Raw genomic sequence first — 15,823 nt, forward strand, 5'->3', positions numbered from 1 at the left:
TCCTCAGCGGCCCAGCAGGCATTCCTCCAGGAAGGCCAGGACGCGCAGGTGGTAGGCGGTGGCCGTGTGGCCCAGGCTGATGTTGTGGCCCGCGGCGGCCAGGTGGTCGACGGTGACGCGCGGGGCGGCGGTCAGGCGGGCGGTCATGGCCGTCAGGGCGGCTTCGGACAGGTCCCACCAGGCCTCGTGCTGCGCGAAGGTGAGGCGGACCCGGACCCGGACCTCGGGGGCCAGGGCCTCGAACTGGCGCGGCCACCACATCGTTTCCGCCGACTCGCGCGGCGGGGTCGGCGCGAGCAGGGCGCGGCTGGCCTGGAAGGTGCCGCGCGGGTAGAGCCCGAGGGGACCCCAGTTGAGCTTGGTGGCGCCACCGCCCAGGGTGGACGGGAAGTGCAGGGCCGCGGGGTCGTAGTGGTAGCCCACGCCGGAGGCGTCCAGGCCGAGCAGGGGCGGTGCGTCCGCGCCCCCGGCGGCCGTGTGCAGGGCGACCTTGCCGCCGTCGGAGTGGCCGAGCAGGAAGACCCCCGCGCCCAGGTCGTGCGTGCGGGCGTGTTCCTTCAGGGCGGCCCGGAGGGTCTCCGCCTGGTCGGCCAGGTTCTGCCCCTCGGGGAGGTCACGGGCCGAGTCGCCGTAGCCGGGGCGGTCCACGGCCAGGACGGCGTGGCCGAGGCGGGTGGCGAGCGGGGCGAAGGCGTCCCAGTACCCGGCCCGCATGCCGCGGCCGTGGATGGCCAGGACGGTGGCGCGGGGCGCGCCCCGCGCGGGGAGCGCGAGCCGTGCCGAGAGCCGGATCCCGGCCCCCGTGAGGGCGTACTCGGTGAGCGCGTGGTCCGTCGGCGTGGGCGTGCTCGTGTGCGCCGTGCTCGTGTCCGTCGCCGCCGTGCTCATCGGACGGCCAGGTCTTTGCGGGCGCCGACCACCGCGTCCACCCACGCGATCGGGGAGCGGGTGCGCAGCAGGGAGGTGCCGACCAGGAGGCCGGCGAAGCCCGCGTCCAGCAGGTCGGCGGCGGTCGCGGGGCCGTTGATGCCGCTGGCGCTGACCGGGGCCGGGGTGCCCGTCGCGCGGACCGCGGGCAGCAGGTCGAGGCTGCGGTGCAGGTCGCCGGCGTCGCGTTCGCGCGTCTTGATGTCCTTGTTGTTGACCGCGATCACGCATTCCTCGGGGTGGTGGATCCCCTCCAGCTCGGCCTCGGTGGTGATCTCGACGAAGGGGGTGAGCCCGGCCAGCAGGCACTCGGTGACCAGGGTGCGCATGCTGGACTCGGGCAGCAGCGCGGCCGTCAACAGGACGGCGGAGGCGCCGAGTTCCTTGGCCGCGCGGATCTGGTCCTTGCGGGTGATGAAGTCCTTCTGGAGCAGCGGGAGGTCGGTCATCGCGGCGACGTCGCGCAGCAGGGCGGGCGAGCCGCCGAACCAGCGGCCGGTGACCACCGAGATGCAGGGGGCGCCCGCGCTCTCGTACGCGCCGACGATCGCGGCCGGGGTGCGGCCGCCGAGGAGGTCGTAGCCGTGCGCGTCGCGCCGCTTGACCTCCATCACCACGGGGGTCGGGGAGTCGAGGAGGGCCTCGAGGAAGGGGAAGCCGGTCCGGTTCTGCTTCGTCATCGCGACAGCTCCAGGTCAAGGGGAGGGAGTGAGGCCGGGAGGGGTGCGCCAGGCGCGGGCCAGGGCTGCGATCTCGGGGATCCCGAAGGACCCGGTGGTCCGGTCGCGGGCCGCGGTGTCCACGTCGATCCCGCGGAAGCCGGGGTGGCGCACGACCTCGTCGTAGGCGGCCCGGTTGGCCGGGTCGAGGCCGCCGGCCAGCAGGAACGGGCGGGTGAGGCGGGGCAACAGGGCCAGTACGTCGGCCGGGTCGAGGGTGCGGCCGGTGGAGCCGATGCGGCCGTCCTCGGTGGCGGTGTCGAGGAGGAAGAGGTCCGTCCCGGCGCGTTCGTAGGCCCCGATGAGCGGGCGCTCGACGCAGCCGCCCCCGCCCGGGGTCACGTGGAGCACCTTGACGATGCCGACCTCCGCCGGGAGCGCGTCGCGCAGCGCCCGTACCACCGCGGGCGGTTGGTAGGCGTGGAGCTGGATCCAGCCGACCCCCGTGCGGCGGGTCAGCTCGGTCAGTTCCCCGGTGTCGGCCAGGAAGGTGACCAGGACCGGCAGGAGGCCGGCCGAGCGGGTCGCCGCCGCGAGGGCGGCGAAGGCGTCCCGGTCCAGCTCGCGGGGGCCGCCGGGTACGCCGTGCCAGAGCCCGACGCAGTCCGCGCCGGCCGCCGCCGCGGCCTCGACGTCCCCCGCCGCCGTGGCTCCGCAGACCTTGAGCAGGGTCCGGGCCAGGGCGGCCGCGGAGGGGGCGGCCGGGGGGGCCGGGGAAGCCGTGGTCATTTGCCGAGTCCCAGCATGGAGGCGATGCGGTTGTACTGGATCTCGTTGGTGCCGGAGTAGATCGTGCCGCCCACGGCGTTGCGCACGTCGATCTCCAGCCCGTACTCCGCCATGTAGCCGTGGCCGCCGAAGACCTGCACGGCGGTGAGGCTGGTGGCGAGGTTGCTCTCGCTGGTGACGAGCTTGGAGATGGCGAGGTCGACGGTGATGTTCTCGCCCGCCTCCAGCTTCTCGCCCGTGTCGTAGAGCCACTTGCGGGCGGTCTCCAGCTGGATCTTCGTGTCGACGATCTTGTTGGCGATCGACTGGTAGGAGCCGATCGACTTGCCGAAGGACCTGCGCGTCTTGGCGTATTCGACGCACCGGTCGAGGCGGTGCTGCATCTCGCCGACATTGACGATGAAGGAGTAGAGGATCTCCCGCTTCATGACGTGGTCCAGGACCATGAACCCGCCGCCGACCCGGCCGAGGACCGCCGTCCTGGGGACCCGTACGTCGTCGAAGAAGAGCTCGCAGAGCGGCGAGGTGCGCAGCCCCATCTTCTTGAGCGGCTGACCGGCGGTGATCCCGGGGGTGTTCCGGTCCACCAGGAACGCGGTGGTGCCCAGCGGTCCGCCGTCCGGATGGGTGCGGGCGTAGACCACGATCACGTCCGCGACGGGGCCGTTGCTGACGAAGACCTTGCTGCCGTTGATGACGAAGTCGTCGCCGTCCCGGACCGCCCGCGTGGTCATCGCCATGGCGTCCGATCCGCCCTCGGCCTCGGTGATGGCGTGGGCGCCGATCGCCTCGCCCGAGGCGATCAGGGGCAGGTACCGCTCCTTCTGCTCGGGGGTGCCGAACTGCTGGACGGGGATTCCGGTCGAGCAGATCGAGGTGGTGACGGAGAAGCTGAGGCCGGAGTCCCGGTTGTACTCGCCGAGTCCTTCCAGCACGTACATGGTGGTGAGGACCGACTGGCCGAGGCCGCCGTACTCCTCGTCGAAGGGCAGGGAGAGGATCCCGGTCTTCTGGACGAGCTTCCACTTGTCGTCCGAGAAGGCGGACTTCTCGTCGAGCTCGATGTGGTCCGCGCTGAGGGCGTCTCCCCATCGTTCCAGGCCCTCGCGCAGGTCTGCCTGGTCGGAATTCCAACGGATCACGACGGACCCCTTTGACTAGTGGTGTGTCTGCGGGTGCCGGGCCGCCCGGGTCTGCCGTGGGGCAGGTGGTCCCGGGCGGCCCGCGGGTGGTTCAGTAGGCCGAGGAGCTGTGGGCGTCGAGGTTGTGCACCTCGTTGCCGCGCAGGGCGGGCGAGAAGACGCAGACCAGGCGCAGGTCCTCGTCGGGGCTGGCGACCAGGAAGTGGGCGTCGTGCTGGTCGAGCGCGTACATCCGGCCCGGGACGATCTCGTGCGAGGTGCCGTCGAGCTCGATGACCTCGCCGGAGCCGGCGATGCAGTAGCACGCCTCCAGGTGGTTGACGTACTCCAGGCGGGACTTGGTGCCGGCCAGCACGACCGTGTCGGTCAGCGTGTAGCCGAGGCCGTCCTCGGCCAGGAGGAAGCGGCGGCTCAGGCCGTTGCCCCACTCGACGGTCTTCACGGACTCGATGTCACGAACGATCATGGCGAACTCCTGAGGTGTGAGGGCGAGCGGAGGGGGACGGTACGAGCGGTACGAGCGGTACGTTCAAGCAGGTCAGGCAGGTCAGGCAGGTCAGGCAGGTCAGGCAGTCACGGTGGTCGGCAGGACCGAGCGGACGAAGGCGCGGAAGGCCGTGGGCACGTCGTGCCCGTCCTGCTGGGCCCGTTCCACGGCGGCCACGGCGGCCGAGCCGATGATCGCGGCGTCGGCGCCACTGGCCCCGACGGCCGCCACGTCCTGGCGGGTGTTGACCCCGAAGCCGACGGCGATCGGGGCCTCGGTGTGCGCCCGCAGTGCGGTCACGGTGTGGGCGAGGGCGGCGTGCCCGGTGGCGGGGGCCGTGCCGCTGCGCCCGTAGTGGGCGACGAGGTAGAGGTAGGCCGAGGCGGCGGCGGCCGCCTGCGCCCGGGTGTCGGCGGGGCTCTGCGTGTAGCAGGTGGTCACCACCGGGAGTCCGGCCGCGGCGGCCGACTCCAGGTGCTCCGTGCGCAGCCGGGGCGGCAGGGCGTGGACGAGGAGTCCGTCCGCGCCCGACGCGGCGATCTCGCGGGTGACGGCGCCGAGGTCGCGGTCCCCGAGGGAGTACCTCCAGTCGGTGAGCAGGGCGATCCGGGTGTGGTTCAGGTGCGGCCGTACGTCCGCCACGAAGGCGAGTACGTCGTCCAGCGCGGCCCCGCCCCGCTCCAGCGCCCGGCGCGCGGAGCGCCGGATGACGGGGCCGTCGGTGACCGAGTCCGGGAAGGGCACGGCCAGTTCGAGGCAGTCCACGCCCTCCTCGTCCAGCATCAGGACGAGGTCGCGCAGGACCGGGAGGGGCGGGTCGCCCGCGTTGAGGAAGAGGGCGAGTCCGGGGGCGCCGTCGGAGGTCCGGCGCCCGGGGAAGAAGGGCGCGGGGAGCCGCGCGGGGGTCGTGGTCCTCGTGGTCTCAGGCACGGGACACCGCCCGGGTGCGCGCTGCCGGAGCCGGCTTGGGGGCCGCGGCCATGCGCTCGGCCAGGTCCCGGGCGGCGCCCGAGACGATCGCGCCCTGGGCCAGGGCGACCGCGGAGGGCCAGTCGCGGCGGGTGCCCTCGGCCACCAGCAGGGCCGCGGCCCCGAGGGCGACCGTACGGCTGGCCACCGCGCCCGCCGTGCCGGAGAGCACGGAGAGGAAGTGCGAGACGGCGTCGGCCGGGTCGGCCACCGGCCGCAGGTCCCCGAAGGAGCCGTCGCCCGGGGTGAGTTCGCCGGGCCTGATGATCCGGGTCATGGCACGCTCCCCGTAGACGGTGTTGGTGGCGAAGGGCAGCAGCTCGTCCGCCCCGGTGTCGTTCGCGGTGAGCCAGATCCGCCGGGTGAGGGTGGACGCGGCCAGTCGGCGCAGGGTGTCCAGCGGTGCGGCGGCCGAGACGCCGGTGATCTGGGCGGCCACCGGGAGGTCGGCGAGGAAGGGCCCGAGCGCGTTCAGGAAGCGCCCGAAGGGCTTCATGCTCAGCGGGGCCACGATCCGCGCCAGCCGGGTCAGTTGCGCCGGGTAGACGAAGGGCCCGGCGAAGGCGATCCCGTACGCGGCGAGGGTGTCCTCGGTCTGGGCGTAGGAGGAGGTGAGGCGGACCCCGAGCCGTTCCAGCAGGTCGACGGAGCCGAGGGAGCTGGTGTAGGCGCGGGAGCCGGTCTTGACCACCTTCACCCCGGCCGCCGCGGCGACGAAGGCCGAGGCGGTGGAGATGTTGAAGGTGCGGGGGCCGCCGCCGGTCCCGACGACGTTGACGGTGCCCTCCCAGGGGCCCGTCACCGTCGTCGGCGGACGGCGCTCGGCGAGCGAGTCGAGCAGGTGGCGCAGGGTGTCGTGGTCGGGGAGCCGGCTGGTCAGCGAGGCCAGCAGGCCGACGACCTGCGCGGTGTCGAGGCCGCCTTCGCCCAGCAGGTCCCACCAGGAACCCCAGGTCTCGCGCCCGATCGGGGCCCGCTGTTCCAGCAGACCGGTGAGTGCCTCGTGCACGGTCGCTCCCCCTCCCTCATCCTTCTCGGTGGTTGGCTCAGGCCGCCGCGCGGGCGTCGGCGATGAAGTGGTCGATCGCCTCCACGCTGCGGAAGTTGTTCGGGTCGAGGTCGGCGTCGCCGACGGCCAGCTCGAAGCGGTCCTCGACCCAGGCGATCAGCTTGAGGACGCCGAGGCTGTCGATGACCCCGTCGTTGAGGAGGTCGTGGTCGACGGCCAGCTCGGTGGGGGCGGTGCCCGGGAGGAACTCGGTGATGACGAAGTTCTTGATGGTGTCGACGTTGCTCATGACGGGATTCCTTCGGCGAGAGGGGCGGTGGCGGGAGCTGACGCGGTGGCGTGGGCCGACGCGGTGACCGGAGCGAGGCGGTCGAGCGCCTTGCGGTCGACCTTTCCGGTGGCCGTCTTCGGCAGCGGCTCGTCGGTGAGCGTGAGCTGCGTCGGGACGGCGTTCCTGGGCAGGTGCCGGGCGCAGTGCGCGCGCAGGGCGAGGACGCTGAGGGTGGATCCGGGGACCCGCTGGACCGCGGCGACGAGCTTCTTGCCCGCGATCGGGTCGGGCAGGGCGCTCACGCCCACTTCCTGGACCTCGGGGTGTTCCTGGAGGACCCGCTCGATCTCGGCGGTGTTGACGGCGACCCCGCGCACCTTGACCTGGAAGTCGGTGCGTCCGGTCAGGTGCAGGGTGCCCTCGGCGTCGCGCCGTACGAGGTCGCCGCTGCGGAACCAGCGGCGGTCGTCCAGGCCGAGCGGGTGGCCGGTGAACTTGTCGGCGTGCCGGGTGCGGTCGAGGTAGCCGCGGGTCTGGAAGGGGGTGGAGACGTACAGCTCCCCGCTTCCGGCGCCTTCGACGACCGCGCCGGTGGCCGGGTCCAGGACCAGGGCGTGCACCCCGGGGAGCGGGCGGCCGATGGGGACGGGCGGGAAGGAGGTCGCGGACGTGTCCACCTCGTGGATGAAGCTGTCGTTGGTCTCGGTGCACCCGTAGATGTTGTGGATGCGGGCCTTGGGGAAGAGCGTCGGCAGGGCGGCGAAGGTCCGGTCGGCGATGGCGTCGCCGGTGAACATCACGTGCTCGACGGTCTCGAAGGTGGCGCCCGTCTTGGCGGCCGCGTCCTGGAGCAGTCCGAAGGCCATGGGCACGGCCTGTACGACGTGCACCTCGTGCCGGTCGACCAGGTCGAGCAGGTGGCGGCCGTGGGCGGCGAGGGCGGGGTCGACCAGGACGGCCTTGCCGCCGCGGGCCAGTGTGGTCCACACGTCCAGCAGGCACAGGTCGAAGTTGAGGGGGGCGTAGTTGAGGACGGTCCGGTCGGGGCCGATCTCGAAGGCGGCGCCGGCCCAGGCGACGAACCGGTCCACCTCGTCCCGGCCCAGCGGGACGATCTTCGGCAGGCTGGTGGAGCCCGAGGTGGTGAGCATGAAGGCCACCTCGGCGGCCTCCTCGGCGGGCAGCGGCTGGGCCGTGACGTCGGGGCTCGGGACCACCCGGGCGCCCTCCCCGCCGGGGGCGAGGACGTGGCGGCACCCGGCCTGGGCGAAGAGGTCGGCGAGCAGGGTGTCCGCGAGGGCCGGGGACGGCAGCATCACCGGGCGACGGGCGAGCAGGGCGGCCAGGACGAGGGCGACGGTGGCCGGGGACTTGTCGGCGAGGACGCCGACCGGCTCGCCGGGGGCGAGGGCCAGGCGCGCGAGGCGGTCGCGTTCGCGGCCGGCGAGGTCGTACAGCTCGCGGTAGGTGGTCTCGGCCCCGTTGAAGACGAGGGCGGTGGCGTGCGGCCGGTCGTGGACCTGGGTCAGGAATCCGGCGACGAGGCCGGGGGCGGGGTTGTGCTGAGCGCTCACGGCAGGTCACCTCCTTCGGGTGCCGGCGGCGCGGCCGGGGCCGGCCCCGCGATCTCGACCCAGCCGCTCTTGACGGCCGCGCCCTTGGGGGTCTTGCAGGTGAAGCGGACCACCCGGGCCTCGGCGTCGGGCTGCAGGACGATGTCCAGCGGTACGCCGGGGGGCACGGGGGCCGAGAAGCGGCAGCCGAGGCCGCGCACCCGGCTCGCGTCGCCGTCGGCGAAGCGGTCGACGGCCTCCTCGACGGCGAGGGCGACCACGCTCATGCCGTGGGCGATGACCGTGTCGAAGCCGGCCGCGCGGGCGGCTTCCGGGTCGAGGTGGATGGGGTTGAGGTCGCCGGAGGCGTGGGCGTAGGTACGGATCCGGTCGGTGGTCAGCTCGTGCGTCACGGTCTGCGGCGGTCCCGCGCCGAGCGGGGTGGGGGCCGGGGAGCCGCCGGCGATGTCGCCGAAGGGCTCCAGCAGGGTGGCGCCCACCAGCAGGGCGGAGATGACCAGTTCCGCGAAGGGCTCCGGGCCGGTCCGGCCCTCGCCCTGTCCGGTCAGCCGGACCCGCAGGGCGATCCGGGCGCCGCGCGGCTCCTTGCGGATCCCGAGGACCTCCAGCCGTACGGTGACCTCCTCGCCGGGGCGGACCGGGCGCAGGACGCGGATGTCCTGGCCGAGGTGGACCACGGAGACCGGGCCCGGTTCGGCGGCGGTCAGCTCCGCCACGGTCTGTTCGGCGACGGTGTGGGCGAGGACGAAGGGGTGGACGGGCGAGGACTGTCCGGGGGCCGCGGGGGCCAGGCCCGGGCGGGCGGCGGCCCGGTAGCCGGTGACGTCGGCCTCGGTGACGGTCAGGGTCCGCACGGGGGCGGGCAGGGCGAGGAGCGTCATACCGGCGTCACCACCACGGAGGAGTTGTGGCCGCCGAACCCGAAGGAGTTCGTGATCGCGGGCCCCGACGGGACGGCGCGCGGCGCGCCGTGGACGACGTCGATGTCCATTCCTGGCTCCAGCTGTTCGAGGTTGGCGGTGGGCGGCACCTCGCGGTGCCGCATGGCCTGCACGGTGGCGATGAGTTCGACGGCGCCCGCGGCGCCGATGAGGTGGCCGATGACGGACTTGGGGGCGGTGACGGGGGGTTGCGCGGTGCCGAAGACCTTGGTCAGGGCGGCGGCCTCGGAGCGGTCGTTGTAGGGGGTGGAGGTGCCGTGCGCGTTGACGTGCACGATGTCGGTGGGGTCGAGTCCCGCGTCGGCGATGGCCCCGGCCATGGCGGCGGCGGCTCCGGCGCCGTCGGGCAGCGGCATCGCCAGGTGGTGGGCGTCGGCGGTGGCGGCGTACCCGGCCACCAGCCCGTAGGTCCTCGCCCCGCGGGCCCGGGCGTCGTCGAGGCGTTCCAGGACGACGAAGCCGGCGCCCTCGCCCATCACGAACCCGTCGCGGTCCACGTCGAAGGGGCGCGAGGCGTGCTCGGGGTCGTCGTTGCGCAGCGAGACGGCGTTGAGGTTGCCGAAGCCGGCCAGGGTGACCGGGGTGAGCGTGTGCTCACAGCCCCCGGCGATGACGAGGTCGGCGCGGCCGGTCTGGAGCAGCATCAGGGCGTGGCCGATGGCGTCGGCGCCGCTGGCGCAGGTGTTGGCGACGGTGAGGGCGGGGCCGGTCCAGCCGAGCCGGATGGCGATCTGGGCGGCCGCCGCGTTGGGCATGGTCATCAGGGGCATGAGCGGGTTGACCCGGGCCGGGCCGACCTCGGTGTAGTGGGCGGATTCCAGGTCGCTGGTGGCGCGGCCGCCGACGGCGTTGCCGACGACGATGGCGGTGCGGCCGGCCTCGGCGGTGGGTGAGCCGGCGTCGCGGTGGGCGGCGAGGGCGGCGACCGTGCCGTAGTGGGCGAAGGGGTCCATCCGGCGGGCTTCCTTGGCGGGGACCAGCCCCGCCAGCTCCTCCAGGCCGCGGACGCGGCAGCCGATGCGGACCCGGTGGCGGCTGAGGTCGAAGTGGGTCAGCTCGGCCGCGGTGGACCGGCCGGTCCGCAGCGTGCTCCACAACTCGTCCGGGGTGCACCCGCCGGGGGTGACCACGCCCATGCCGGTGATGGCGACGGGCGGCTGCGCCGAACTGCCCCTGGACGATCCAGGCATGTCTCTCCTCGGTGGCGTGCGGGCGGAAGGGGGGAAGCGGGGTCGGCCGAGCGGCGTCAGATGATCCGGCACTCGCGGGCGGACTTGATGAAGGCCTCGGCGGCGAAGTCGATGTCCGCCTTGGTGTGGGCGGCGGTGATGGCGATCCGCAGCCGGGCCAGGTCGTTGGGGACCGCCGGGGTGACCACGGGGAGGCCGATGACCCCGTTCTTGCGGCAGGTGGTCGCGTAGTCGTAGGCGGCCTCGTCGGACCCGGCGATGATCGGGACGACGGCGGTCTCGCTGTCGACGGTGCTCATCCCGGCGTCGTGGAGCATGCCGCGGAAGCGCTCCGACTCCCGCTGGATGAACTCGACCCGCTCCGGCTCGCGCTGGAGCACCCGCAGGGACTCCAGGGCGGCCGCGGCCTGGGCCGGTCCGAGGGCGGCGGAGAAGAGGAAGGGGCGGGCGGCGTACTTCAGGTGGTGGACGAGCTCGGCGGAGCCCGCGACCCAACCGCCCATGGAGGGGATGGCCTTGGAGAGGGTGCCGAGCTTGATGTCGACCTTCACCTCGTAGTCGAAGTGCTCCTCGATGCCCTTGCCGGTGGCGCCGATGACACCGAGCGCGTGGGCCTCGTCGACCATCAGCAGCGCGTTGTGGGCGTCGCAGACCTTGCGCAGCTCCACGAGGGGGGCGATGTCGCCGTCCATGGAGTAGACGCTGTCGACGATGACCAGGCGGACCCCGGTGTCGGGGGCGGCGGCCAGGCGGCGCTCCAGGTGCGCCACGTCGTTGTGGCGGAAGCGGGTGACGGTGGCTCCGGAGAGCTTGCAGCCGTCGACGATGCTGGCGTGGTCGTACTTGTCGATGAAGACGGTGTCGCCGGGGCCGACGATGGCGCCGACGGTGCCCACGTTCGCCGCGTAGCCGGAGCCGAAGACCAGGGCCTTCTCGCGGCCGGCGAAGCGGGCGACCTCCGCCTCCAGTTCCTCGTGCAGCGGGGTGGAGCCGGCCAGGGCGCGGACCCCGTGGTTGCCGGTGCCGTAGCGGTCCACGGCGGCCTTGGCGGCCGAAACCACCCGCTCGTCCCCGGCGAGGCCGAGGTAGCTGTAGCCCGACATCATCAGCAGCCGCTGGCCGTCCTGGTCCGCGTACGCCGAGTCCCGCTCCACCGTGTAGGCGACGAAGCTGTTCTTGCGGTTGGGCTCGTACTCCAGCGACGCTACGCGGTCCCTGAAGTAGGCCAGCTTCGGCTCCAGGCGGTCCCAGGCGGCGGATGCGTTCACGTGCTTCTCCTCGTCGTGATCGTCCGGCGGACCCGGAACTCCATCGGTGCCCCGCCGTTCTTCCGGCTGGGCTCTAGTGGAATTCCATTAACCCGCGGCGGCGCAATGGCGACGCAACAGCGGGACGCGAGCGGGGCGTTAGCCTCGCGCGAGCGGCGCTCCAGTCGTTTCGCGGGCGGGATTCCAGTGCTCCGCCAGTGGGGCTCGAATTCCCGGGGCCGAACCCTCTACCCCCATTCGACCTGGCATTTCATTCGCGAAGGAATGTTTGCCGGGCTCTGTTGACACACGGAGAAGGCCCGCAGGTATCTTCGAACCGCACGCGAACCAGGGGGACACGGCCGGAAGTCGACCGTTTCGGAGAGTGCATTGTGCTGATCAGACTCGTAGGTCTCGTCACGATCGAGCCGGACGGAGCCCCACCGCAGCACCTCTCCAGCGCCCAGGCGCAGGTGGCGTTCGCCCGGCTCCTCCTCGAACGGACGGGAGGCACCGAGCGTGACCAACTGGCCGAGACCGTATGGCCCGAGGGACTGCCCGACACCTGGGCCTCGGCGCTGCGCAGCGTCGTGAGCCGCGTACGGACCTTCGTCACCACCCCGCAGGACCAGCCCGGTGTGACGCCCCTGATCGCGCAGGGCGGCCGGTACGTCCTGCGCATACCGCAGGACGCCGCCGTGGACGTGGAGTGCGCGGAGACGGCGGTGGCGGAGGCGGCCGAGGCGTACGCGGAGGGGGCCTACGCGGTGGCCCAACAGCTGGCCGCGGGCGCCGTATCGAACCTGCGCGGCTCGTTCCTGCCCTCGCACGAGGGGGACTGGGTCAACGCGGTGCGCGAACAGCTGGAGGAGCTGCGGCTCAAGGCGCTGGAGACGGCGAGCCTGTCCTCGTCGGCGCTGGGCGACCAGCACCACGCCCTGCGGTACGCCGAGGAGGCGGTGCGGCGGGCTCCGTTCCGCGAGAGCGCGTACCGCTGCCGGATGGCGGCGCACACCCGGGCGGGCAACCGCGCGGAGGCGCTGCGCAGCTACCAGCAGCTGCGCGAGGTGCTGGCGGAGGAGCTGGGGATCGACCCGGCGCCGGAGACGGAGGCGGCGTACCTGGACCTGCTGCGCACGCCGGAGCCGCGGCCCGCGGCGCGGCCGTTCGCGGTCCTGGACCCCTTCCTGATGGGCATGTTCGAGGTGGACCGGGCGACGGCACCGCAGCCGTGCTCCCTCTCGGACCACGGCTGCGTGACGCACCCGACGGCGCCGAGCTCGGCGGCGTAGGGCCGGGGAACCGGCGCGGACCGACCGTAAGGGGCCGTCACCCTCGTCGGGGGCGGCCCCTTCCGGCGTGCGCGGGGCACGCCGAACGGCCCCGGCCTCCCTGAGGGGGGGCGGGGGCCGGAGCCGTTCGGGGTGGAGCGGGCGGGACGGTGGCTCAGGTGATGGACACACCGCTGTCGATGCTGATGACCTGGCCCGTCATGCAGTCCTGGTCCAGGAACAGACCGGCGCTGCGCGCGACCTCCTCGACCGTCACGAACCGCGGGATGGGGGCCTTGTCCTCCATGCCCTCGATCACCCGGTCCGGGAGGTCCTTCGTCATCCCCGTGATCATGAATCCCGGGGACAGCGCGTTCACCGTGACGCCGCGCCGGCCGCACTCCGACGCGAGCGTGCGGGTGAAGCCGATCAGGCCCGCCTTGGAGGCCGAGTACGCCGTCTGTCCGGCGGTCGCGATGATGCCCGACGGGGAGACGATGTTGATCACCCGGCCCCAGCGCTGGCGCAGCATGGCCGGGACCGAGGCCCGGGCCGTGTGGAAGGACCCGATCAGGTTGGTCTGGATGACCTGCGCCCAGTCCGTCGGGCTCTGCATCGCCATGAGGCCGTCCTTGCGGATGGCCCCGTTGTTGACGAGTACGTCGACGGGCCCGAGCCCCGCGGAGATCTCCGCGTAGATCCCCTGGACCGTTTCCCACGAGCCGACGTCACCGGTGACCAGGACGGACGGATTGGTCAGCTTCTCCTGCACCGCCAGCGCCGCGTCGCGCGAGCTGTTGTAGTGCACGGCGACCCGACAGCCCAGGGCGTCCAGCTCCAGCGCCAGCGCCTGCCCGAGGCCGCCCGAGGCACCGGTGACGAGGGCGACCGGGGACTCGGGCCGCTGGCCCGCACTCTTGTTGCTCATGCTGCCGCACCGCCCCATTCCATCAGGATCGAACCCCATGTCATACCGGCGCCGAAGCCGGCCAGCAGGACCTTGTCACCGGCCTTGATCCGGCCCTCGTCGAGGGCCTCCGCCAGCGCGATCGGAATCGAGCCGGAGGCCGTGTTCCCGTACTTCTGGAGGTTGGTGATCAGCGCCTCCTGGCGCAGCCCGGTGTGGGACATGATCGAGTTGATGATCCGGATGTTGGCCTGGTGCGGCACCACGTGGTCCACGTCGGCCGCGTCCACCTTGGCGCTCTCCAGCGTCTCGCGCACCGTGCGGACGGTGTAGCGGACGGCGTTGAGGTAGATCTCGTTGCCGTTGATCTGCGCGTAGTGCAGGCCCGCCGCGACGGTCTCCGCCGTGGTCGGCATCCGGCTGCCGCCCGCGAGCACCTTGAGGGATCCGGTGCAGGAGCCGTCGGCGCCCAGGTTCCAGGCCTTCACCCGGTTCTCCGGGCCGGGCACGATGACGACCGCGCCCGCGCCGTCGCCGACGAGGATGGACAGGTCCCGGTCGGCCGGATTGGCCGTCAGGGTGTGGGTGTCGGAGCCGATCAGCAGGATCGGCCGCGGGTCGATCGCGATGAGGGCCATCGCGGAGACGAGTCCGTAGACGAATCCCGCGCACTCCGAGTTGACGTCGTGCGCGCTCCCGGCGATCCCGAGTTCGTGGTGGACGAACGCGGAGGTCGCCGGGGACGGCTGTTCGGGCGTCGCCGTGGCGACGATGAGGTGGGCGATGTCGGCGCCGGTGAGGCCCGCCTTGTCCAGGGCGCGCCGGCCGGCCTCGACGGCCAGGGAGACGGTCGTCTGCCCCGGGTCGACCGCCCGCCGCTCACGGATCCCGCAGCGGCTGACGACCCAGTGCTCGTCCACGCCGAAGCGTTCCGCGAGTTCCGCACTGGTGACGACGCGCTCGGGTACGGAGATTCCCCACCCGGTGATGTCGAAGCCGGTCACGTGGTTCCCCTCGTCCCTTGTTACGCCTGCGCCGGGACGAGCTCGACGATCTTCGCGTAGACATCGCGCAGCGTCGTCGTGTCGTCGAGGTCCGCGAAGAGCGACTCGTCGGCCGGGATGTGCGGGTAGTTGGTCTGGAATCCGTACAGCCACTCCATCAGGTCCAGCGAGTCGACGTCCGCGATGTGCTGGAGCGGGGCGTCGGGGCTGACCTCTGCGGCACCCGAAACGGCCTCGAGCTGGCTCGCCAGTTCTTCGATGGTGGGCAGCGACATGGGGTCGGTCCTCTCTCGGCAGTGCAACTCGGCAGTGCGTCTGTGTTTTCGACAGCGATGAAAACCCCGGGCCCGCAAGGAAGGCGCAACACGGGCCGCCACCCCGTCCTTCGCACCCCCGTTTTCCAGCGGATTCGAACCGTGTTGCGCATGCCTTGCGCGTCATCGGGTTTCCTCGGACGCGAATTCAGATCGGACGGCCCCGCCGGACAGCCAGGGCCCAGCCGGACAGCCCCGGACAGCCAGGAATGAGGATCAGATGACAACGGTCGCCCCCAAGTCGGTGGACCCCGAGGTCGATGCGATCAGGCACCACTACGAGGTCAGCAACGATTTCTACCGGCTGCTGCTGGGCCCCACGATGATGTACTCCGGCGGCTACTGGGAGGACGGCGAGGACCTCGTCGCCACCCTCGACGAGGCGCAGGAGCGCAAGCTCGACAAGTTCGCGGAACTGGCGGGTGTCCGCGCCGGCGCCGCCCAGCGCGTGCTGGACATCGGCTGCGGCTGGGGCACGATGCTCAACCGCCTCACCACCGTCCACGGCGCGGAGCAGGCCGTCGGCCTGACCCTGTCGCGCACCCAGGAAGCCTTCATCGACGGGCTGAAGAACCCGCGGATCACCACGCTGGTCGAGAGCTGGGCCGACTACAAGGTCGCCGACGACAGCGAGAAGTACGACGCGGCGTTCTGCATCAACGCGCTGGAGCACTTCGTCTCCTCGGCGCTGCCGCCGAAGGAGCGCACCAAGCGCTACCGGTACTTCTTCCAGCAGGTCGCGAACACCCTGAAGCCGGGTGCGAAGTTCGTGCTGCACACCATGACGGCCGAGGCGCTGCCGATGAACCGCGCGCTGCTGGACGACCTGAAGTTCCTGCAGCGGTCCGAGTTCAAGGACTGCCACATCCCGCACCTGCACGAGCTGGCCGCGGGCGCCGAGGGCCTCTTCGAGATCGACGAGATCGTCAATGAGCGCGAGTCCTTCGCGATGGCCTGCCGCGCCTGGCTGGTGCTGCTCGCCGAGCGCCGGGACGAGGCCGTCGCCCTGGAGGGCGAGGAGGTCGTGGCCCGCTTCGAGCGCTACCTCGACATCTTCGCGTACACCCTCGAGGACAAGTTCTTCAACAACTTCCGCGTGACCATCACGCGCCGCTAGGAGGC

At 72.4% G+C, this 15,823-nt stretch carries 17 protein-coding genes; 2 read left to right on the top strand and 15 right to left on the bottom strand.

Annotation, left to right across the window (positions count from 1 at the left end; genetic code table 11):
- Positions 1–3 precede the first annotated feature (3 nt).
- The 12 genes from ACZ4UB_RS23765 to ACZ4UB_RS23820 form a co-directional block, all read right to left on the bottom strand.
- Positions 4–888, bottom strand: coding sequence for an alpha/beta hydrolase (locus ACZ4UB_RS23765; protein WP_468072902.1), 885 nt, complete (start codon positions 886–888; stop codon positions 4–6).
- Positions 885–1,607: a beta/alpha barrel domain-containing protein gene (locus tag ACZ4UB_RS23770; RefSeq protein ID WP_468072903.1), complete on the bottom strand. Its 723-nt coding sequence runs from the start codon at positions 1,605–1,607 to the stop codon at positions 885–887. Before ACZ4UB_RS23770 ends, ACZ4UB_RS23765 begins: the two co-directional genes overlap by 4 nt.
- A 15-nt stretch (positions 1,608–1,622) precedes the next feature.
- A complete protein-coding gene (gene trpF, locus ACZ4UB_RS23775; protein WP_468072904.1) occupies positions 1,623–2,375 on the bottom strand; it encodes a phosphoribosylanthranilate isomerase in 753 nt (250 codons plus the stop codon).
- Positions 2,372–3,517 (bottom strand): acyl-CoA dehydrogenase family protein, encoded by a 1,146-nt coding sequence (locus ACZ4UB_RS23780; protein WP_468072905.1) that lies wholly within the window; start codon positions 3,515–3,517, stop codon positions 2,372–2,374. Before ACZ4UB_RS23780 ends, trpF begins: the two co-directional genes overlap by 4 nt.
- Positions 3,518–3,608: 91 nt before the next feature.
- Complete coding sequence (locus ACZ4UB_RS23785) at positions 3,609–3,983, bottom strand: ectoine synthase (RefSeq protein ID WP_330335463.1); 375 nt, start codon at positions 3,981–3,983, stop codon at positions 3,609–3,611.
- Between the two features lie 99 nt (positions 3,984–4,082).
- Complete coding sequence (gene trpA, locus ACZ4UB_RS23790; RefSeq protein WP_468072907.1) at positions 4,083–4,934, bottom strand: tryptophan synthase subunit alpha; 852 nt, start codon at positions 4,932–4,934, stop codon at positions 4,083–4,085.
- Positions 4,927–5,982 (bottom strand): hypothetical protein, encoded by a 1,056-nt coding sequence (locus ACZ4UB_RS23795; protein ID WP_468072909.1) that lies wholly within the window; start codon positions 5,980–5,982, stop codon positions 4,927–4,929. Before ACZ4UB_RS23795 ends, trpA begins: the two co-directional genes overlap by 8 nt.
- Before the next feature lie 37 nt (positions 5,983–6,019).
- A complete protein-coding gene (locus ACZ4UB_RS23800) occupies positions 6,020–6,271 on the bottom strand; it encodes a phosphopantetheine-binding protein (protein WP_330335466.1) in 252 nt (83 codons plus the stop codon).
- The gene (locus ACZ4UB_RS23805; RefSeq protein ID WP_468072911.1) at positions 6,268–7,827 is read right to left on the bottom strand and encodes an AMP-binding protein; all 1,560 of its coding nucleotides are present in this window, start codon (positions 7,825–7,827) and stop codon (positions 6,268–6,270) included. Before ACZ4UB_RS23805 ends, ACZ4UB_RS23800 begins: the two co-directional genes overlap by 4 nt.
- On the bottom strand, positions 7,824–8,708 hold the full coding sequence (locus ACZ4UB_RS23810) for a MaoC/PaaZ C-terminal domain-containing protein (protein WP_468072913.1): 885 nt from the start codon (positions 8,706–8,708) through the stop codon (positions 7,824–7,826). Before ACZ4UB_RS23810 ends, ACZ4UB_RS23805 begins: the two co-directional genes overlap by 4 nt.
- Positions 8,705–9,958: a beta-ketoacyl-[acyl-carrier-protein] synthase family protein gene (locus tag ACZ4UB_RS23815; RefSeq protein WP_467962968.1), complete on the bottom strand. Its 1,254-nt coding sequence runs from the start codon at positions 9,956–9,958 to the stop codon at positions 8,705–8,707. Before ACZ4UB_RS23815 ends, ACZ4UB_RS23810 begins: the two co-directional genes overlap by 4 nt.
- Positions 9,959–10,014: 56 nt before the next feature.
- Positions 10,015–11,226 (bottom strand): aminotransferase class I/II-fold pyridoxal phosphate-dependent enzyme, encoded by a 1,212-nt coding sequence (locus ACZ4UB_RS23820; RefSeq protein WP_468072915.1) that lies wholly within the window; start codon positions 11,224–11,226, stop codon positions 10,015–10,017.
- 371 nt (positions 11,227–11,597) lie between these two features.
- Between ACZ4UB_RS23820 and ACZ4UB_RS23825 the strand changes: the two genes are divergently transcribed.
- Positions 11,598–12,497, top strand: coding sequence for an AfsR/SARP family transcriptional regulator (locus ACZ4UB_RS23825; protein ID WP_468072917.1), 900 nt, complete (start codon positions 11,598–11,600; stop codon positions 12,495–12,497).
- Between the two features lie 154 nt (positions 12,498–12,651).
- On the opposite strand, the gene ACZ4UB_RS23830 is transcribed toward ACZ4UB_RS23825, so the two are convergent.
- The 3 genes from ACZ4UB_RS23830 to ACZ4UB_RS23840 are packed head-to-tail and all read right to left on the bottom strand — an operon-like array spanning position 12,652 to position 14,662.
- On the bottom strand, positions 12,652–13,404 hold the full coding sequence (locus ACZ4UB_RS23830) for an SDR family NAD(P)-dependent oxidoreductase (protein ID WP_468072919.1): 753 nt from the start codon (positions 13,402–13,404) through the stop codon (positions 12,652–12,654).
- The gene (locus ACZ4UB_RS23835; RefSeq protein WP_467962963.1) at positions 13,401–14,387 is read right to left on the bottom strand and encodes a 3-oxoacyl-ACP synthase III family protein; all 987 of its coding nucleotides are present in this window, start codon (positions 14,385–14,387) and stop codon (positions 13,401–13,403) included. The genes ACZ4UB_RS23830 and ACZ4UB_RS23835 overlap by 4 nt, the downstream gene beginning before the upstream one ends.
- 20 nt (positions 14,388–14,407) lie before the next feature.
- Positions 14,408–14,662, bottom strand: coding sequence for a hypothetical protein (locus ACZ4UB_RS23840; RefSeq protein ID WP_330335474.1), 255 nt, complete (start codon positions 14,660–14,662; stop codon positions 14,408–14,410).
- A 259-nt stretch (positions 14,663–14,921) separates the two neighbouring features.
- On the opposite strand from ACZ4UB_RS23840, the gene ACZ4UB_RS23845 reads away from it, so the two are divergent.
- The gene (locus ACZ4UB_RS23845; RefSeq protein WP_385776400.1) at positions 14,922–15,818 is read left to right on the top strand and encodes a class I SAM-dependent methyltransferase; all 897 of its coding nucleotides are present in this window, start codon (positions 14,922–14,924) and stop codon (positions 15,816–15,818) included.
- The last annotated feature ends 5 nt before the right edge of the window (positions 15,819–15,823 follow it).

This window comes from Streptomyces sp. NPDC028419 (genome assembly GCF_055565515.1).

Bases quoted from the DNA above. Each gene is read 5' to 3' on its own strand.
- ACZ4UB_RS23765 (WP_468072902.1), bottom strand. From the start codon at position 888: ATGAGCACGGCGGCGACGGACACGAGCACGGCGCACACGAGCACGCCC.
- ACZ4UB_RS23770 (WP_468072903.1), bottom strand. From the start codon at position 1,607: ATGACGAAGCAGAACCGGACCGGCTTCCCCTTCCTCGAGGCCCTCCTC.
- trpF (WP_468072904.1), bottom strand. From the start codon at position 2,375: ATGACCACGGCTTCCCCGGCCCCCCCGGCCGCCCCCTCCGCGGCCGCC.
- ACZ4UB_RS23785 (WP_330335463.1), bottom strand. From the start codon at position 3,983: ATGATCGTTCGTGACATCGAGTCCGTGAAGACCGTCGAGTGGGGCAAC.
- ACZ4UB_RS23800 (WP_330335466.1), bottom strand. From the start codon at position 6,271: ATGAGCAACGTCGACACCATCAAGAACTTCGTCATCACCGAGTTCCTC.
- ACZ4UB_RS23810 (WP_468072913.1), bottom strand. From the start codon at position 8,708: ATGACGCTCCTCGCCCTGCCCGCCCCCGTGCGGACCCTGACCGTCACC.
- ACZ4UB_RS23815 (WP_467962968.1), bottom strand. From the start codon at position 9,958: ATGCCTGGATCGTCCAGGGGCAGTTCGGCGCAGCCGCCCGTCGCCATC.
- ACZ4UB_RS23830 (WP_468072919.1), bottom strand. From the start codon at position 13,404: ATGAGCAACAAGAGTGCGGGCCAGCGGCCCGAGTCCCCGGTCGCCCTC.
- ACZ4UB_RS23840 (WP_330335474.1), bottom strand. From the start codon at position 14,662: ATGTCGCTGCCCACCATCGAAGAACTGGCGAGCCAGCTCGAGGCCGTT.
- ACZ4UB_RS23845 (WP_385776400.1), top strand. From the start codon at position 14,922: ATGACAACGGTCGCCCCCAAGTCGGTGGACCCCGAGGTCGATGCGATC.